A 19245-nucleotide genomic window follows, 5' to 3' on the forward strand; every position below is an offset into this window, starting at 1 on the left:
ATAAGGCTATGCGGCAGGCTAGAATATAGCTATTCCATCAGCGGCTTCGTTTATCGAGGCATAGGTTTTAAGAGAAGTAAAAACTATTGCGGCGTTGCCCAAGAGCTCGGCGTCGGCTATTTGCAGCACCTTAAATTCTCTGCCCGTAATTTCGGCCTTTAGTTCCCGCCAAAGTTTGTTATTGGCCTGCCCGCCCGAGAGTGTATACACAGGGCGAAAGCCTGCGGCCTTTTCAAGCAAATCCATTCCCTCTTTTACCTTAAAAGCAAGAGCCTCGATGATAGCCCTTCCTTCCGCTTCATTTTCTTTATAGGACTCGATAGTATTTATACTGTGCACAAAGGCATCAAAGTCCATAAAACTCCCCCCGTGCTTTTTTATATATTCGTAAAAAAGGCTGCCCGAATCCTCTATTATGTACGAAAGATTCCAAAGGTCAGGAATGGGAGAAGGAAGAAGGCGTAAGCCTTTCAGTTTGGAGCTTTCAGGAGGAGCTTCGATACAGATATTTATTCCCTCGCTTGAACCGGCCCTGTCGCAGGCCCTTCCCGGCTTCAAGGTGTTTGTGCCGATGAGGGCTGCTATAAAATCGGGAGGCCCTGCAAAAACCGGGATATTACGGTAAAGGCCGCAATGCTCGCCTAGCGGAACAAAGGGTGGGATCTTTTTTTTGGGTATTGATAAGGCCTTTAGCTCTTCATCCGACCAATAAGCGGATACATATCTCTTTTCGGGTAAAACGGTCACCGCATTTTTTGTAAGCTTATAAATTAAATATTCGGGGCCCGATAAAATATATTTTGCATTATCGAATATTTCCGGGTAAGAGTTTCGGAATAAATCCAGGCGCGGCAAAAAAATGGACTTACCGTAAAGAAGATTTTTCTCCTTGGCGTTTCCGTCAGAGGCTTCGGGAGAAGCCTTGTTCCACAAAAGCAAAAAATCCCTGCTTCCGCTTTTGTCTGATACGGCAACCAAGCTCGGCCCATTCCCCGAAATGCAGATACCGCAAATCTTAATGCCTTTTATTTCCGCAAAGTCGGAAAACTGTTTAAAAAGGTTTTCAAAAGAAACAAGCCATGTTTCGGCTTCAAGGTTTTGAGGAAAAAATAAGCGGCCTTGAGTATGAACCTTGCCGTCTTCGGCTATGAGGGCTCCTTTGAGGGAGGAAGTTCCTATGTCAAAGACGGCAGCACAAAAATTATTTTTTAGGCATTGACGCATTTTTAAGCAATTTTTCGATAATATCCCTGTTATCGAGGAGGCTCGAAAGCGAGAGATTTTCGTGAAGCCGCGTGATAACTTGAGCAAAGAGCCCCGACACATCGGTTTCGATATACCATTCTTTTTGTTTTAACTCGGTGTGGTAAACGGCGTTTGTACCTATAACCCTGTAAAAAAGCCCCTTGGAATAGGCCTCATCAAATTGCTGAATGGCATCTCCCGTAAAGAAGGGAAGACTTACTGCGGCTATAACCTTTTTTGCTCCCTTGCTCTTCAAGAATTCCATAGCCTTTAAAAGAGTTCCTCCCGTACCCAACATGTCGTCTGCGAGGAAGGCGTTTTTTCCTTCAACATCGCCCAAAAGTTTAATGCTTACAATATTCGACTGTTTGGCATTTTGGGTAACGACGGAATAATCCCTTTCCTTATATATCATGGCGAGGGGTTTTTGCAAGCCCGACGAATAGAATTTGTTTCGGTCAACAGCCCCGGAATCGGGAGAAACGACTACAAATTGTTCTTCCGAGTCGGCACTCAAATCGAGTATTCTCGTAAGCTCACGGATAATCTGATAGCTTGCATGAAGGTTTTGTAAGCGCGCGGAATGGAAGGAATTTTCAATTTCACGGGAGTGAATATCGAGGGTTATAATCTGCTCTACATCGAGGTCTTCATAAATATGGCCGAGTAAGCTGGCTGTTAAGCCTTCCCTTCCCTTCTTTTTATGCTGGCGGCTGTAAGGATAAACCGGAAGAACCAAGGATATTCTTCCTGCACCTGCATGGCGCACTGCATCTATGGTTACAATGAGGGACATGAGGTGATCGTTTACCGAAAAAACTACCTTGTTTTTTCCTTCATTGATGGTAATTTCCTGCTTGTTTTCAACATCCTGAAAAATATAAACATCTTTTCCGCGGATTGTTTCAAGGAGTTCCGTTTTAAACTCCCCATTCATAAAATATGTAAAACGGGCATCTACCTTAAATTTAGGTACATGGATTTTATTTGTATCTTTGTTTACCGACATTCTGCCTGCAAACAAATCGTTATAAAAGTTAAACTTTTGAATCATATCCTCAGCGGAGGTATTGTACCTCTTTGCAAGTTTTTCGCTTTGCTGGTACAACTTACGGGCATAGATATGCTTTAAGTTTTTAATCGTCAAATTTGCAAATTCCTCTCCTCCCGGACAAGCGATAATTGCGAGGTTGTTCGATTCAAGATAATTCATTTTGCCTCCAAAAAGAACATAAAAAAATTTTACTCGGCTTACTTTATCACTTGTTGAGGAAAATTACAATAGGGGGAAGATGCGGCTATTTTTGATAAACGGAAACTCTGTTTCTTCCCGATTCTTTCGCCGCGTAAAGAGCTGTATCGGCAAATTTTAAAAGTTCAGATGCGGATATTTTTTCATCATAAGAAGCAAGACCTATTGAACATGAAACGCGCAGTTCCGGGTGTTCTTGAAAAGTCAGGGCATTAACCTCAGCACAAACTTTTTTGCATTGGAGCTCGGCTCTTTCCATAATTCCTCTTATGATAAATGAAAACTCATCGCCGCCGTACCGGATTAAAATATCATCGGTGTCAAAATTATGTTTAAAAACTTCGACAATGGCTAATAAAACCTTGTCGCAAAAAACAGCTCCGTAATCTTTATTAAGCTGCCCGAAATGATCAACATCGACCATGGCAAAATTTACTCCCAGATGCTGGCGGACACATCGCTTAAGAAGCCCTTCGAAAGATTCGTCCAGATACCTTCTGTTATAAAGCCCCGTAAACTCATCCGTAATGGCTCGTTTTTTTGCATCATCACCCCATCTGATTATCTGGGAAAGAAGACCGTCAGTTTTGCTTAAACGGCTTCCCGTAATTTTAAGCATATTATACAAAACCGTTGAAGCGATTTTCGGCTGGTCTATAATAAGAGAAGAAAAATCTTGGGACTTTAAAACAAGACAAGAGGTCGGTTCTACCGCCTTACAGGTCGCCGAGCGGTGCTCTTGTTCAAGCATAGCCATCTCACCGAAAAAGTCTCCTGCTCCAAGGCAGACAAGCTCGATCTCTTTTCCTTCGGATTTTACCGAAACCGAAATATAACCTTTTACAATGATAAAAAGTTCATTACCCGATTCTCCTTCATAAACCAAGGCCTGTCCTGCCTCAAATTCGGAATAAAACATGGCTTCGGCCAAAACCTGAATCTCCGGTATAGAAAGATGAGCGAAAAGCCGAGCTGTCTGTAATATTTCAAGCCATTTTTGTTTCGAGCTATTCATTTATGTCCTCCTCAAAAAGAATGAGAGAACCGCCTCGGGATCTTCCTATAAGCGGAATTTCGGAACACTGCTTTATAAAATCGGCTTGATCTATCTTAGTATCGGGATAGAGCAATACGCCCAGACTCATGCTTAGCTTAAAATGTTTTTGCAGCACGGGAGAAATATCCAAATTTTCAAGCTCTGCCTTTATCTTTTCGGCTAAACTTGCAGCTCCGTCACGCCCTAACTCGGGAGTTAAAACGGCGAATTCGTTTCCCTGATATCGGATTAAAACCGAATCGGTATCTAAAAACCGGCTCAGGTGATTACCGATAAAGGTAAGACACGCATCTCCTTTTTCGTGGCCGTAGGTGTCGTTAATAGCCTTAAAATTATCCGGCTTCATCATGATAAGAGAAAAAGAGCTTTTCATAAAATTTTTAATATTTTCTTCAAGATAAGCTTTATTTAAAAGTCCGGTCAATTTATCTCCGTAAACCTGTTTTTGTAATTCCTGCATGATTGGGGAGTTTTCTTTTATTAGCGAGTTCGCCTTTCGGGTTCTTCTTGAAACCATAACCAGATAGGACTTTAATAATTGGGCATAGGTTATAGGATTATTTTTAAAAACTTCTTCCATAGGAATTCCGTCTTTAGGAAAAGAAAGAATGACAGAATCTTCATTTGCAGAAGCGATAGCCTTTTGTTCTTCCGCGGTAAGCATAGCCGTTTCACCGAACATTTCTCCTTTTACAAATTCGGCAAGAACCGACTTATCTTCAGGAGATACAATGATAACATTTCCTTCTACAATAATATAAAAACGGTCGCCTTTTGTATCCTGCCTAAAAATAACATCACCTTTCTGATAGCTGTCTATACCGGCATTATCGGCTATGTCTTTTAAGTAAACTTCATCCCAGCCTGCAAAAAGAGGAGTATTACTTAAAGTCTCCATCTTCTGTCTATCACTAATCATGCATACCACCTGAAAGAATTATAGCACATTTTCGGCAAAAGAAAAACACATATTGAAAAAAAATCGGGAAAGAACTAAAAAAAACTTATTCATAAAGCAGCTCATCCAAATCTTTTTTAAAGGTTTGTTTTATATTTTTCTTTTCTTTAAAGCGCCTTTTTGCCGACTTGGATTTTTCTTCCTTCCTTGTTAAGAATTTTTCCTGCCGTTTTTCCCGTCTTATTTTTCTTCTATCCTCTTTTAATAATTGCAGGTAGAGTTCATACCTGTTTTTATCCAGTAAGCCCGTTTTAAGAGCTTCTAAAACGGCACAGCCTTTTTCGCATGTATGCGTACAGTCGCTAAAAAGACACTTGGATTTTAGCTCGGTAATATCGGCAAAAGAATTTTCCCCGCTGTCCGAATCCCAGATACCCAGAACCTTCATGCCGGGAGTATCCATTATAACGCCCGAATCTTCTCCTAAAGAAATTATCTGACGGTTCGTTGTAGTATGAACGCCCTTATCTATCTTTTTATTTGTTTCGTTTGTGCGTAAAATTTCTTTCCCGGTTAAGCTGTTTACAAGGCTCGATTTTCCAACGCCGGAAGAACCGATCAGCACCGAAGTCTTTCCCTTTTTAAAATAATGCTTTATATTTTTTAAACTTTCAGGTTCAAAAATACTTATGCAATAAACTTTTAAATGGGGATAAATCTTTTTTATTAAATTTTCGGCATCTCCCCTTGTTTCGGATAAGTCCGCCTTAGTTAAAAGCAAAACGGTTTCGATATTTTGCAGGGCAAAAACATATCTAGCCAAACGGTTTAAATTAAAATCCTTATTTAAGGACATACATATAAAAACTGTATCAATATTGGCAGCAATAATTTGTTCAAGCTCAATGCCTGACCTAGGGTCTGTCCTCGAAATCTTATTTTTGCGCTCATATAAAAAATCTATAAGTACAATAAAAGAATTTTCTTTAGATTCAAAACCGATCCAGTCTCCTACCGTAGGATAAGTACCGGATACCTCGCATTCTTTTTTAAAAGAGCCTTTTAAACGGGCTTCTTTTTCACCGTCTTTACATATTATTTTATAAGTATTCCCGGCAAAAAAAATAATACGTCCAACCTCTTTTTCAATTTTTTTATCCTTAAAAAAATCTTCAAACCCGAAATTTAAAATTGTTTCCATAATGTTTCCTTATACATAGAGAATTATTTTCTCCCGGAACATACATCACAAAAAATTCGGATTTAAAAATTTGCAAACTTGAGCAAAAATAAAAATTAAGCAAGTGAATTTAAGGTGAGAATCTTTATAAATAAAATTGATTTGATAAAATGCGGTTTATAAAGAGCTTCCGGGAGTAAGATCTTTGCCGCTTGTTAAAAGTAATACTATAGTCATAGAGCACCTCCCATAAATTTTAAAATTTGATATTCGGATACTAGCGTAAAATATAAATTTTGTCAAGAAGCTATTTTCATAAACATCTTGCCCCATTTTAGATTTTTGCGTATTTCCGCATTTTTCTAAAATAGAATTATACCATATATTGTTATAAAGAGCAATACCAATTTATCTAAAAAACATCCTAATATCGGCTGTGCAAAAATTAAGCGGCACCGGATAAGAGTCTTAACCGCTGCCGCTTCTCAAGCTGAGAGTTTTAAACTCTTAAGCTCCTATAATTCCTATTGCTCCCAACACAATTAAAAGTTGGGCAATAATATAGGTTTTCATAATAATAAAGCGGGTCGCGATTCTGCTTCCCAAAAAATATTGGGATGCAACAAAGGTATCAGATATTACAAAGAAAAGACTGCCTATCGCTACCAGTATGAGTCCTACCACAGGATTTGCAAATGCAAATACTATAAAAACCCAGCTCATCGATGAAATTATAAGCCCGTAAAGAACCACAATGGGTTTAAGACCTTTTAATTGTTTTTTTGTTATCATTACGGCATAAATAATTGCAGTTAAAAAAATAACTGCTGAAACAATTCCGGGAATAAGGGGAATAGAATCAACCTTAACACCGAGTATTGCAAAAACTATATAGCAGATTTGAGTAATCGCAAAAAATAAGATTCCAAGAGCAAAATTTTGTTTTTCTCTATCAAAAAGAAGAGCAACATCCCCAAAAAAGCTGGATATCAGAGCAATAATTATTAAAATGTGTAAAATAGAGAAGTTTTGAACATTAACAAAAGTGAAAGCCAAAAAGAATAAAAGCAAAGACGGCATCAGCATAAACTTTGTAATATCTGCCCATTTTTGTTTTTGCTTAAAACACTTAATCAAATGGATTGTCGAAATAACAACAAACAAAACGATAGTTGCTATACACCAAGGATCTAAACATTGATTATACATAATATACCTCCAAAAATATACCTACATAATAATCATATACCGAAATCATCAAAAAAGCAAGATATTTTTATTATTAACATAAATTATTGACAATTTTTAGAATTTAAGTTGACGATTACGCTTTTCTATGCTATTCTGTAAAAGACGGTAGTGTTACCTTAGTTAATAGGTAAAAATTTATAACATCAGTTTACATGGAAGAATAATATGCAGATTTTTGATACTCATGCTCATCTCGGCTTGATATATTCTGATCCGATTGAGCAGTTGCGTGTTGTACAAGAAGCCAGACAAGGCTCTGTAACAAGGATAGTAAGTATATGTAACAGTCTCCACGATTTTTCAAAGGTGTACGAAACTCTAAGATTTTCACCTGCGGTATACCATGCCGTAGGCGTATCTCCTTCTGAAGTTACATCTCCCGGAAAGGACTGGCAAAAAATAATCGAAGAAAGCTTAAAATTACCAAATGTCATTGCCGTAGGAGAGATAGGTCTTGATTATTGCAAAAAATACGGCGATAAGCGCTCTCAGATTGAGCTTTTTATAGCTCAGCTTGATATTGCTTCAAAAGCGGGATTTCCTGTAATTATCCATAACAGAGAAGCCGGAAAGGATCTCCTTGATATATTAAAGGAAAGAATCCCTAAAGAGGGCGGAGTTTTGCATTGTTACTCCGAAGACGATATTTATGCAAAAGAAGCTTTAAAGCTTCCTCTATACTTCTCCTTTGCAGGAAATTTGACTTACCGCAATGCTAGAAACTTGCACGATACGGTATTGGCTCTTCCTCTCGACCGCATCGTAGTTGAATCCGAAAGCCCATTTATGCCGCCTTCGGTATACCGGGGACAAAGAAACATGCCGGCCAATACTATTGAAACCGTAAAGTTTATGGCGGAAATGCTTTCGATGGATATTGAAGAACTTGCCGACCAGCTATGGAAAAACAGCTGTAAGCTATTCAGGCTGCCGGAATAAGATGGCAAAAACACCGCTTTACAAGCCCGTCTCAATAGGCGGGCTTCTTTTATCTGGAAACATATTTTTGGCCCCTGTTGCAGGCTACTCTGACAAGGCCTTCCGCTCAATCTGCGTGGACTGCGGTGCCGATTTTACATACACCGAAATGGTCTCCTCAGAGGCCCTTGTGAGAGATTCCGATAAAACCGAGAGCCTAATCGGAAGAGCCCCTAACGAAAAGGCCTATGCCGTGCAGATTTTCGGCTCAAACCCCGAATACATGGCAAAAACAGCAATTATAATCGCCGAAAAATATTCTCCCGAATGTATCGACATAAATTCGGGCTGCCCTATGGCAAAGATTACCAAAAATGGAGCCGGCTCGGCCCTGATGACGGACATCCCGCTTTTATACAAAATTGTAAAGGCAGTAAATGATGCAATGGCTCCATATAAGATACCCGTAACGCTAAAAATAAGGTCGGGCTTTACCGCCGATAAACTCAACTGGAAAGAAGCTGCTTCAGCCGCAATTGATGCCGGGGTTAAAATGCTCACCCTCCATCCGCGCACCCGTGCACAGGTGTATTCGGGGAAGGCCGATTGGAACATCCTTGCAGAGCTTGTTCAATTTGCGAAGCCTTATCAAATTCCTATTTTTGGATCGGGAGATCTTTTTTCGCCTGAGGATGCCAAAAAAATGCTTGAAGAAACCGGCTGCACCGGCATAATGTTTGCCCGCGGGGCTATGGGAAACCCCTTTATCTTTACCCAAACAAGGGAGCTTTTGACCAAGGGGGCATACGGAGAAATAAGCACCGAACAAAAAATCCGCACCGGCTTTAGAGAGCTTGTCTTTTTATGCGATGAAAAGGGAGAAGAAAAAGGCTGCCGCGAAATGCGTAAACGCTTCGCCGCATACACCAAGGGCATACCTGACGGCTCTCGCCTCCGCCAAGAATTGGTACAAGCCTCAACAATCGAGGAGTATAAAGCTATAATTCAAAGTGCTTTTAATATTTCTTGCTTTTAAATAAAAATGTCTGAAACATTGAAACAATTAAAAAATATTCTCTTACAAAATTGCAGTAATTGTGATATAATACAATCAATGAGGGGATGGCTATGAGTACTTCAAACAGAAAATACAAAGACTCGGTTTTTGTCGACCGTCAACGACTGTACATCCGTGTACAGTCGTTGACTTCGAGTTTTGAGCAAAGCTCAAAACATCGCATTTGCGTGGAACCACCGCCATCCGTGGCGGTTATATAGTATGAGCACTTTTGCAAATAGGCGGAGCAGATGCAAGGAGTTAGGCAAAAAAGTACCGCAGGCGTATCGGGTATACGTCGAGGACACTTTTTTGCCGTGCGACGCAGCAGATGCCCGCATATTTGCAAAAGAAAATTTCTTATCTCTTTACAACGCCTTGCACGGTACACACCTTCCGCTTTCGTCTCCGGTTGAAAATATAAGACTCGATAATGTTATGTACATGAATATAATCAATGACGTTTCCTGCCTTATAGACGGTAAAATCATCGTGCTGGCAGAACATCAATCCTCTATAAATGAAAATATGCCTCTACGATTTTTACAATATATAGCTAGGCTCTATGAAAAACTGCAAGCACCGACAGACAGGTATTTAAGAAAGCTGTCTAAAATACCTACGCCTGAGTTTTATGTCTTTTACAACGGCACGGAAGACTATCCCGAAACTACGGTTCTAAAACTATCCGATGCGTTTATCACAAAACCTGAACAAGTGCCGCTGGAGTTGACGGTGCGGGTTCTCAATATCAACACAGACAAAGCAAATAAAGTCTTAGCAGCCTGCAAACCGCTTGAAGAATACAGCCTCTTTGTAGAAGAGGTAAGAAAACAAACACAACTCGACCCAGAAAGCGGCTTTACCAATGCGGTAAAGATATGTATAGAAAAAGGAATCTTAAAAGAATATTTACAGAGAAAATCACGGGAGGTAATCAATATGCTAGTAGCCGAATACGATTATGATACGGACATCGCAGTACAAAGAGAAGAAAGTCTAAGGATTGGCATACAACAGGGAATACAACAAGGTTTTTCTGACGGCTCATACAAAACAAAGCTTGAAACGGCAAAGCTGATGAAAGGTATGAATTATCCAATCAATGATATTTGTACAATATCAGGGCTTTCCGTTGAAGAAATAAAAGCTCTATAAGAGTCAGCCTTTTTGCAAATAGGCGGAGTAGATTCAAAAAAAACACGAAGCCCGCAAAGTAAAACCATGCTATACCGTACACTTAATAACAGAGAAACTCACCCATAGCAGTTACAAACAATTCTCAAACTGAACCGTTATCGTAAAAGTGAAGTAAAACATCGCATGACAAAATCACCGTACACCCTGTACGGCGCGTAAAACCAGCGGCGGACAGGACGTCCGCCCAAAACACATCGCACGAGTTTTTGCGTATGCAAAAACTCGAAGCTGAAAAATGTACACGGATGTACATTTTTCAGCAGGTAACCAAAGTTCTTTTTTGGTAACCTTGGTTCTTTTTACCCGTACAAGCTCTTTTTTATGGATAATATACTAAAATTGTACTATTATGATGGACAATTATTAATTGGGTAATTGGACAATTCGATTAAAATTGAAAAACAAACAACTTTTTATGGAGGTTTTCAAAATGAAAACAAACAACTCAAAAACTAAGACAAAAGCCTTTTTGGGAGCCGCTTTTATGCTGCTCATCGCACTTATCTTTACAGCCTGCCCGCAAAGGGCAAAGCCGAAGCCTAAGCACGCCATCACTTTCAGCGTGGACGGAGCAAATGGCAAGCTCACCGCAAAGGTAGACGGAGGCGATATAGCCTCAGGCAAAGAGGTGGAAGAAGGCAAGGCGGTAATATTCACGGCAACAGCTAACGACGGCTACAGAGTGAAAGGCTGGACGCTAGACGGCTCAGCCGTAAACGGCACAAACACGGAATACAAGCTCAAGGTGAGCAAGCCTGCAACAGTCAAAGTGAGCTTTGAAGCAATACCGCCGACCAAGTACACTGTAACACTCACTCAAACGGAGCACGGCAAAGTAACAGCCTCGCCTGAAATACCTGAAGATAAACAAGTGGCTGAGGACACTGAAATCACCTTCACGGCAAAGACTGACGACGGCTACAAAGTTGACAAGTGGACGGTAACGCCTGCCGAAGCACTACAAGCAGGAACAGGAGCGGACGGAAGCGAGAGTGCAAAAGTGAAAATCACTGCCGACACAACGGTAAGCGTGAGCTTTATTAAAAAAACCTACGCCATCACCTTTAGCGTGGAAGGCGGCACTGGTGGCACGCTTGAAGCAAAAGTTGACGGAAAAGAAATCAGCTCAGGCGACATGGTTGAACACGGCAAAGAGGTAGAATTCACACCTAAAGAGGAGAAAGGCTATAGGGTGAAAAAATGGACGCTTGACGGCGAGAACATAGGTGGCATGGCGTATTTCACGCTCGGAGTAAGCCAAGCTGCAACAGTTACCGTGAGCTTTGAGCCAAACCCTGTCGAAGGAGGCGCTGTACTCATCTTGAGCCCCGACAAGCTCACCATCAAAGTCAGAGCGGTAACGGAGGACGGCTCTGCTATAACGGTAGAAGGTTGCAACGAGACAACACTCGAAAATGGTAAATACACAGAACTACATGCAAAGGGGACAAAGGTCATCCTCAAAGGCAACATCACCGGGCTTAGCTGCGACGGCAATAACCTCACCAGCCTAAACGTGCAAGGCTTGACCGCATTGCAAAAGCTTTCCTGTTCCGCAAATAAGCTCACTGAGCTTAACGTGCAAGGCTTAACCGCTTTGCAAGAGCTGTGGTGCTCAGGTAATCAGCTACCTGAGCTCAACGTGCAAGGCTTGACCGCATTGCAAAAGCTTGAGTGCAGGGAAAATCAGCTCACTGAGCTTAACGTGCAGGGCTTGACCGCATTGCAAAAGCTTGAGTGCTGGAAAAATCAGCTCACTGAGCTTAACGTGCAAGGCTGCGCCGCATTGCAAAAGCTTGGTTGCTACAGCAACCAGCTTAACGCCAAAGCAATGACGGAGTTATTAAACGCATTGCCAGCTCGTACTGCAGGCGATGATGCAAAGGCGTGGCTTTACACTGAGGAAACAGACAAACCCGAAGGCAACTGCAAAGACTTCAGCCAGCCCGCCGAGTTGAAAGCAGCCCTTGACGATGCAAAGAGCAGGAACTGGAAGCTAAAGAAAATAAATGAAAGCGGAATCTTGAAAGACATTTAATATTACACCCCAGCCCACACCCCAGCAACAACTGGGGGTCTCGGGGGTGTCCCCTTTGGCAGACGGAAAAGGAAGGAGGGGTTTGGGGAGGAAGGTTCTGCCAGCGGAGCTTCGAGGCAAACCTGTTCTGTCGGGGTGTCCTTCCTCCCCAAAAACAGTTGGGGGTCTAAGGGGATACCTCCCCTTAAAAAACATTTTTAGGAGGAAGCTATGCTGAAATACTCGCTTCGCGAAAACTTACTCACCCCTGCGCCCGATGACTACATGGCGCAGGCGGCCGACGTGCGCTAGTACACTCTTGACGAGATTATCGACTTGATGATGGAAAAAGGCTCAACCCTTACACGGGCGGATGTGGCGGCAACGCTGCAAGTCTACGGAGAGGTATGCTCGCTGCTTATCAAAGACGGCTGTGCGCTCAATACCCCGCTTATGAACACCGCTTTAAGCATCTCAGGCGTGTTCAACGGCGCAAACGACAGCTTTGATAAAAAACGGCACACGGTCAACTTGAACATAACTGCGGGCACGCTCCTTCGCGATGTACTTTCCAAAATCAAATGCGAAAAAACCGAAGCCGCCGGCACCGACCCGTATATCACGGAAGTTACCGACGTCGTATCGGGCAAGGTAAACGAAGTACTTACCAAAGGCGGGGTCGTCCGGCTGGTAGGAAACCGCCTTAAATTCGATGCAAAAGACGCGGCTCAAGGCATCTTCTTTGTACCCGAAACGGGAGAAGCGGTACGGGCAACAGTAATAGCCGAAAACAAACCCGCCCGCCTCATGGCCATCATCCCCACCGGCCTTAAAGCCGGCACCTACTACATAGAGGTAAGGACAAAAATAGATATGGGCGGTAAAAAACTGAAAACGCTCAAAACCGGACGGTTTGCCAAACCGCTTACCGTTACCGCATAAAAACATAGCCGGTCTACCGGCATAATGGTAGGCAGTCTACCAACATAATGGTAGACACCCTACCGGCATAATGGTGGGCAGTCTACCAACATAATGGTAGCCGGTCTACCAATGTAATGACAAAGTCCTTTTGGATTGGGACAATTCAAATTAGGGGAGGTACAGCCGGCGGAGCTTCGAGGCTAAGACACTTTTTCGGATAAAAGTTTCTTTCCCTCCCCTTAAAACAAACACACAACTTTTTATGGAGGTTTTCAAAATGAAAACAAACAACTCAAAAACTAAGACAAAAGCCTTTTTGGGAGCCGCTTTTATGCTGCTCATCGCACTTATCTTTACAGCCTGCCCGCAAAAGGCAAAGCCTAAGGCAGAGGAACCGCCGGCACCGTCTGAGTACACACCCATTGCGTTTGCAAAACTTGCAGACTACCTGCAAAAACTGCCTCCAGGCGATACCGAACAAAAAATTCGCACAGGCTTTAAAGAGCTCGTCTTTTTATGCGATGAAAAGGGAGAAGAAAAAGGCTGTCGCGAAATGCGTAAACGCTTCGCCGCATACACTAAGGGCATACCTGACGGCTCTCGCCTCCGCCAAGAATTGGTACAAGCCTCAACAATCGAGGAGTATAAAGCTATAATTCAAAATTATTTTAATCCAAAAACTTTATAGAAAAACTTCCGTTTCCGCCTTTTATATGTAAGGTGTTTTTTGCATTTTGATTTCCGACAGTAAAAATGGACTCTCCATTAATTTTTATATTTGAGCGGGAGGCGTCTTCAAAAAAAACACCGTAGTTGTTTCTTGAATCTTTAATATCCAAATTAACGGAACCTATAGACCTTTCAATTGAACAGGCTCCTTTTAATATGCCGGAAAAATCGAATTTTCCTATACTAAGATTAATAGCAGCATCTTTTAAAATACAGTTATCTAAATATGTACTCCCATTGCTTGTCTCAATAAACGCCTTATCTGCTAGAACATTTTTTATTTTTGTATTGCCGACGGAAAATTTCATTTTTAACATATTTGCAGTAAAGTTTTTAAGCTCAATATTCCCTACTGAACCGTTTATATCGAACTCGTCTATTTTGTTTGAATTTTGTAAATCCATATCTACATGGCCTATGCCGCTTTCAATTTTTACCTTACCTTCAAAAGTTCCTTTAAAATTAAAACCTCCGTTTATTGAAAGTCCGGGATTTTTAAAATTACCGTTTTCCACAGTAATTGAACCTACTGAAGTTTTTAAAGCCGTTTTATTTTCTACCGATATATTTTCTATTCGGGTGTCTCCTACACTCGTTTCTATTTTACAATCATCACACAAAATATTTTTCATTTCAAGAAAACCTATGCTTCCTTCCACATCAAGATTTTTACATTTAACATCGGAAACCTTGACTTGATTTATTCCTGCGTTTAGTGCAAATGAAGTACAAGATATCCCCGTAATCTCGGATCCGCCAATGTTCGAGTTCACAATCAGACTACCGATGGAAGCTGAAGCAGGGATGACAAGATCAATATACGCAATAATCCTGTCTTTCTTTTTTCCTGATCTTCTATTTTTCGGTCTGATTTCTTCTTCGGTAATTACAAGTTCGGAAGAAGATCTTTTCACTTTTACGGCATGTTCCGGTAAGCCTTTTATACTGTAATGCAGGGAAGCCGCCGATACATGGGTATGGATAGTTAATTTTGCATTGCAATTTTCTACTTTAATTATTTTAGGAATTTTATCTAACGGAACATCCGAACCTATTACGTTATCAAGCCATTTTTCATTATAACACACTCCCGGATCATCAAGATTATCTTCATCAAATGCCCCGTTACAAAACAGCTTTAAACCTGAAATGCCGATTAAAGAAACAGCAATAAAAAAAATAATTATCCTTTTTTTCATACAATCCTCCTTAAAACAGATAATTTTAAAGACTCTGTTATTAGTCTAAGCTATTTTTCACAGTTTGTCCAGTATAAAAATCGCTTCTTTACCTTCAATTGACATAAGATGATTTCTTCTATATACTTATGGGCATCTCTAAAAACTCGGTTAGATTTTTAGAGATGCCCGACGAGTTTTTAATAAGTCCTTATGTAATAATGACCTATTAAAAACATCGCAAATAAGATTAAGGAAAACCTCTAAAAAGCTGAAGTTTTTAGAGGTTCCCTTATTTTTGTAAAAAATTCGGAAACTTCTGTTTCCTCAATATCTTAGGAGTACTTATGTCAGACACATGCACAGTAAAAGCACTGCCTTTGGTTCCGTTTAAGGAAATGCCTTATACGCGGCCGGATATGAAGGCGATTGAAAAGGGCTTTGCCGATGCCCTATCTAAATTTAAGGCAGCAGCTTCAGTAAAAGAACAAATCGAAGCTATCGATATGGTGCAGACCATAAACCGCGAGTACAGCACTATGGCTTCACTGGCCTCTGTCAGGCACACCATCGATACAAGGGACGAATTCTACGATAAAGAAAACGATTTTTATGATGAAGCAGGGCCTCTTTTTAGTAAGCTTTCAAACGAATTCGGCGCAGAAATGGTCAAGTCCAAATTCAGAGCCGAGCTCGAAAAAGAATTCGGTCATCAGGTTTTTGATTTAACAGATCTATCCTTAAAGGTATTCAGCCCCGAAATTATGGACGACCTCATGGCCGAAAACAAGCTTACCAGTAAATACAGTAAACTCATCGCCTCTGCCCAGATCGAATTCCAAGGCGAAAAACGAACCCTTTCACAGTTAAGTCCCTTTATGCAGGACATGGACAGGGAGGTAAGAAAGGCAGCTGCAAAAGCCTATTACGGTTTTTTTGAAGAAAACGAAGCCGAATTCGATTCAATCTATGATGAGCTTGTAAAGATACGCACAAAGATAGCCAAAAAACTCGGCTACAAGAACTTTGTTCAGCTTGCCTATGACCGACTCGGAAGAACCGAGTACAATGCCGAAATGGTTGCAAAATACCGAAAGCAGATTTATGAGCTTGTTGTTCCGATTGCCCAAGACTTAAAAAAGCGCCAAAGCAAGAGATTAAAGCTCGATAAGGTCTATTATTACGATACGGGTCTCAAATACCTTACGGGAAATGCCGTTCCGCAAGGCGAGCCTGATTGGATTGTTGAGCAGGCAAAGAAAATGTACAACGAGCTTTCGCCGGAAACAAGCGAGTTCTTTACAATGATGACAGGCTACGGCCTTATGGACTTGCTTTCAACCAAGGGAAAAGCAGGCGGAGGCTATTGCACGGGTTTCCCCATGTACAAGGTTCCCTTTATCTTTGCAAACTTTAACAAGACCCAGCACGATGTCGAGGTTATGACCCACGAAGCAGGCCATGCCTTCCAAGCCTATCAAAGCAGGGATGCCCGTCTTCTCGAATACGGATGGCCCACCCTTGAAGCTTGCGAAATTCACTCGATGAGTATGGAATTTTTCACATGGCCCTGGATGGAGCTTTTCTTTAAGCACCAGACAGAAAAGTTTAAGTTTACCCATCTTTCAGGCGCCTTCGAATTCCTCCCCTACGGAGCCACAGTAGACGAATTCCAGCACTGGGTATATGAAAACCCCGAAACAACTCCTGCCGAAAGAAAGGCGGAATGGCATAAGATAGAACTAAAGTACAATCCCTCAATCGATTATGCCGATAACGACTACCTTAACCGAGGCGGCTTTTGGGTAAAGCAAGGGCACATCTTTGCTTCTCCTTTCTATTATATAGATTACACCTTGGCCCAAGTTTGCGCCCTGCAGTTTTGGGTAAAGGCCAATGCCGACCGCAAAACGGCATGGGAAGATTATTTACGCCTTTGCAAGGCAGGCGGAAGCCTCCCCTTCTTGGAGCTTTTAAAACTTGCAAACCTAAAAAACCCCTTTGAAGAAGACTGCATCGCTTCGGTAACCCCCGAATGCGAAAAATGGCTCAATTCGATAGACGATTCAAAACTGTAGCAGCACAAATGAAGCCCCAGCCTGTCGCCGCATTTGATGACAAGGCATTAAATGAGGCGACGCATCCAAAGCCGTTCCTATCGATAAATTATTGGTTTTGTAAGACGACCCCTGTACCGAAAAGAATATGACATAATTGTTATTATGAGAAGTTCTTTGGAAAAAAAGATGTTTGTATTGATAATGAGATTCCTTTTGAACTGCCGGCAAAATGGCAATGGACAAAATTAGGACGAATTTGCGATAAGCTTGTAGATGGAGATCATAATCCGCCTAAAGGTATCGAAGAAAAAACAGAATATATAATGGTTTCTTCAAGAAATATTAATCATAACACAGTAGAAGATTTAGAAAATGTCAGATATTTAACGAAAGAGATGTTTGATTCAGAAAATTTGAGGACCAATGCTACAACGGGTGATATACTTTTCACATCCGTAGGTTCATTAGGAAGAAGTTGCATTTATGACGGCAGAATGAATATCTGCTTTCAACGGAGTGTTTCCATTCTTAACACCAAGGTTTACAACAAATATGTGAAATTCTTTTTTGACAGTAATTTTTATCAAAATTATGTAGCTGAACATGCTACCGGTACTGCTCAAATGGGATTTTATTTACAAGAAATGGCAGAATCTTTTATTGCTATTCCTCCAATTTCAGAGCAAAAAAGAATTGTTACTAGAATTGAAGAAATATTTTATGTTTTAGATAATATTCAAAGCAATCTTGTCTAATTTTTTCATTAACTTATTGATGGTTCTACATATTTTGATCTGTTCATTTAACGGTGGAATTGGAATAAGAGTTTCTGCAATAAATTCTTTTCCAATCCTTTGTTGTCCTACAGCACCGGTGAAATTATTGATTCCTTCCTTTATGAAAGTATCTGTTTTTATAAACCAAAATACATATTCATTGAAAATATATTCATTGTTTGTTCGTAATATATGTAATTCTGTTGTTCCGGCCCCATATTTGTTCTTTAAGTTCTTAAAAATCACAGATTTTCTATTTTCAAAACAAGGTGTAATCTTTGCAATTCCAATATCATTATCCGCAAAATGACTAAATCCTGATTTTACAGTTTCCCATCTTTGCAATTCATAGGTAAAATTGTTATTAAACTCGGAATCAATTAAAGTCATTGGCACAAAAGAAATTTCTAAAGTATTATCCAATTTATTCTTAGGATTTATTTCACATATTGAAGAAATTTTTTGCCAGCACCAACCCTCCGGTAAATCAAACGGTATTTCGATCTGTTCTTCTGCCCCCTCGAACTTCTCATAATAACAAGAAATCACATTACAAGTATACTCTCTGGTAAGCGAGAGATCGCTAATCTTGTTTATTGGGAGGTCGTTATGGAAAACGGCACAAGTTTTGAAGAGTATTTAAAGAAAAGCAATCTTTCTCAGAATACTCTTACATCGTATTTATGGACAGTTAAATACTACACAGAACATTATGATTCTGTCAGTAAGGAAAATCTGCTTGCATACAAAGGCTATTTGATTGAGTTTTTTAAACCGAAAACGGTGAATTTAAGGATTCAGGGAATTAACAAGTATTTGCAGTTTATACATAAAGATCAGCTGCAGTTAAAATTTGTAAAAGTTCAGCAGAAGAACTTCCTTGAAAATGTTATCAGTAACGCCGACTATCAATTTTTGAAATCGAGCCTTAAAAGAGACGGAAATCGAGAATGGTATTTTGTCGTGTGGTTCCTCGCAGCTACAGGGGCGCGAGTCAGCGAGCTTATTCAGATAAAAGTTGAGCATGTTAAGTTGGGATATTTTGATCTATATTCAAAGGGCGGAAAACTCAGGCGGCTCTATATTCCAAAAATTTTGAAAGAAGAAGCCATGCAATGGTTGGAATCAATCAGGCGTGAATCCGGCTATCTGTTTCTAAATCGTTTTGAAAAGCATATCACTACCCGAGGAATTGCGCAGCAGCTAAAGAATTATGCCAAAAAATACGGAATAAATGAAAAAGTTGTCTATCCGCATTCATTCCGGCACCGCTATGCAAAGAATTTTCTTGAAAAGTTCAATGATATTTCTCTTCTTGCCGATTTGATGGGGCATGAAAGTATCGAAACAACGCGCATTTATTTACGCCGCACCGCAAGCGAACAGCGGGAACTGGTTGATAGCATTGTAACATGGTAAAAATTGAAACTGTCCAGAAATTTCAGTTTTTGGACAGTCTTCTTACTTTAAACGGCCCATCTTTTGAAAAACCATATCGGCAAT

15 protein-coding genes and 2 pseudogenes are annotated in these 19245 nt (G+C 40.6%); 9 read left to right on the forward strand and 8 right to left on the reverse strand.

Features of this window, described 5'->3' with window-relative positions; translation table 11 throughout:
• Positions 1–18: 18 nt before the first annotated feature.
• From E4O04_RS13710 to E4O04_RS13735, 6 genes are all read right to left on the reverse strand, one after another.
• Complete coding sequence (locus E4O04_RS13710) at positions 19–1224, reverse strand: FGGY-family carbohydrate kinase (RefSeq protein WP_253708709.1); 1206 nt, start codon at positions 1222–1224, stop codon at positions 19–21.
• Positions 1202–2458, reverse strand: coding sequence for a ribose-phosphate pyrophosphokinase (locus E4O04_RS13715; protein WP_253708712.1), 1257 nt, complete (start codon positions 2456–2458; stop codon positions 1202–1204). The genes E4O04_RS13710 and E4O04_RS13715 overlap by 23 nt, the downstream gene beginning before the upstream one ends.
• Before the next feature lie 85 nt (positions 2459–2543).
• Positions 2544–3512 (reverse strand): GGDEF domain-containing protein, encoded by a 969-nt coding sequence (locus E4O04_RS13720; RefSeq protein WP_253692245.1) that lies wholly within the window; start codon positions 3510–3512, stop codon positions 2544–2546.
• A complete protein-coding gene (locus E4O04_RS13725) occupies positions 3505–4473 on the reverse strand; it encodes a GGDEF domain-containing protein (RefSeq protein WP_253692246.1) in 969 nt (322 codons plus the stop codon). Before E4O04_RS13725 ends, E4O04_RS13720 begins: the two co-directional genes overlap by 8 nt.
• 85 nt (positions 4474–4558) lie before the next feature.
• Positions 4559–5653 (reverse strand): ribosome small subunit-dependent GTPase A, encoded by a 1095-nt coding sequence (gene rsgA / locus E4O04_RS13730; RefSeq protein WP_253708715.1) that lies wholly within the window; start codon positions 5651–5653, stop codon positions 4559–4561.
• A gap of 486 nt (positions 5654–6139) precedes the next feature.
• Positions 6140–6841, reverse strand: a complete 702-nt coding sequence (locus tag E4O04_RS13735; protein ID WP_253708718.1) for a lysoplasmalogenase — start codon at positions 6839–6841, stop codon at positions 6140–6142.
• A gap of 207 nt (positions 6842–7048) precedes the next feature.
• Between E4O04_RS13735 and E4O04_RS13740 the strand changes: the two genes are divergently transcribed.
• From E4O04_RS13740 to E4O04_RS13765, 6 genes and pseudogenes are all read left to right on the forward strand, one after another.
• Positions 7049–7822, forward strand: a complete 774-nt coding sequence (locus E4O04_RS13740) for a TatD family hydrolase (RefSeq protein ID WP_253692249.1) — start codon at positions 7049–7051, stop codon at positions 7820–7822.
• 1 nt (position 7823) lies between these two features.
• Positions 7824–8837 (forward strand): tRNA dihydrouridine synthase DusB, encoded by a 1014-nt coding sequence (gene dusB, locus E4O04_RS13745; protein WP_253708733.1) that lies wholly within the window; start codon positions 7824–7826, stop codon positions 8835–8837.
• A 333-nt stretch (positions 8838–9170) separates the two neighbouring features.
• Complete coding sequence (locus E4O04_RS13750) at positions 9171–10016, forward strand: Rpn family recombination-promoting nuclease/putative transposase (RefSeq protein ID WP_253695215.1); 846 nt, start codon at positions 9171–9173, stop codon at positions 10014–10016.
• Positions 10017–10488: 472 nt separating this feature from the next.
• Positions 10489–12096, forward strand: a complete 1608-nt coding sequence (locus E4O04_RS13755; protein ID WP_253708735.1) for an InlB B-repeat-containing protein — start codon at positions 10489–10491, stop codon at positions 12094–12096.
• 210 nt (positions 12097–12306) lie between these two features.
• Positions 12307–13017, forward strand: a pseudogene (locus E4O04_RS13760) (DNA-binding domain-containing protein).
• Between the two features lie 454 nt (positions 13018–13471).
• Positions 13472–13687: pseudogene (locus E4O04_RS13765) on the forward strand (tRNA-dihydrouridine synthase); the annotation flags it as partial.
• On the opposite strand, the gene E4O04_RS13770 reads toward E4O04_RS13765, so the two are convergent.
• Positions 13668–14927, reverse strand: coding sequence for a DUF4097 family beta strand repeat-containing protein (locus tag E4O04_RS13770; protein ID WP_253708738.1), 1260 nt, complete (start codon positions 14925–14927; stop codon positions 13668–13670). The pseudogene E4O04_RS13765 and the gene E4O04_RS13770 sit on opposite strands and share 20 nt — an antisense overlap.
• A 326-nt stretch (positions 14928–15253) precedes the next feature.
• Between E4O04_RS13770 and E4O04_RS13775 the strand changes: the two genes are divergently transcribed.
• Positions 15254–16984 carry a M3 family oligoendopeptidase gene (locus E4O04_RS13775; protein ID WP_253692260.1) on the forward strand — a complete coding sequence of 577 codons (1731 nt, stop codon included), beginning with the start codon at positions 15254–15256 and terminating at the stop codon, positions 16982–16984.
• Between the two features lie 200 nt (positions 16985–17184).
• Complete coding sequence (locus tag E4O04_RS13780) at positions 17185–17721, forward strand: restriction endonuclease subunit S (protein WP_256488903.1); 537 nt, start codon at positions 17185–17187, stop codon at positions 17719–17721.
• On the opposite strand, the gene E4O04_RS13785 is transcribed toward E4O04_RS13780, so the two are convergent.
• Entirely contained in the window at positions 17692–18291 is a 600-nt protein-coding gene (locus tag E4O04_RS13785; RefSeq protein ID WP_002691718.1) for a restriction endonuclease subunit S, read from the reverse strand. The two genes, E4O04_RS13780 and E4O04_RS13785, sit on opposite strands and share 30 nt — an antisense overlap.
• A gap of 60 nt (positions 18292–18351) precedes the next feature.
• Between E4O04_RS13785 and E4O04_RS13790 the strand changes: the two genes are divergently transcribed.
• On the forward strand, positions 18352–19161 hold the full coding sequence (locus E4O04_RS13790) for a tyrosine-type recombinase/integrase (RefSeq protein ID WP_253692263.1): 810 nt from the start codon (positions 18352–18354) through the stop codon (positions 19159–19161).
• The last annotated feature ends 84 nt before the right edge of the window (positions 19162–19245 follow it).

Origin of the sequence: Treponema sp. OMZ 799, assembly GCF_024181365.1 — a bacterium.
Taxonomy (GTDB): domain Bacteria; phylum Spirochaetota; class Spirochaetia; order Treponematales; family Treponemataceae; genus Treponema_B.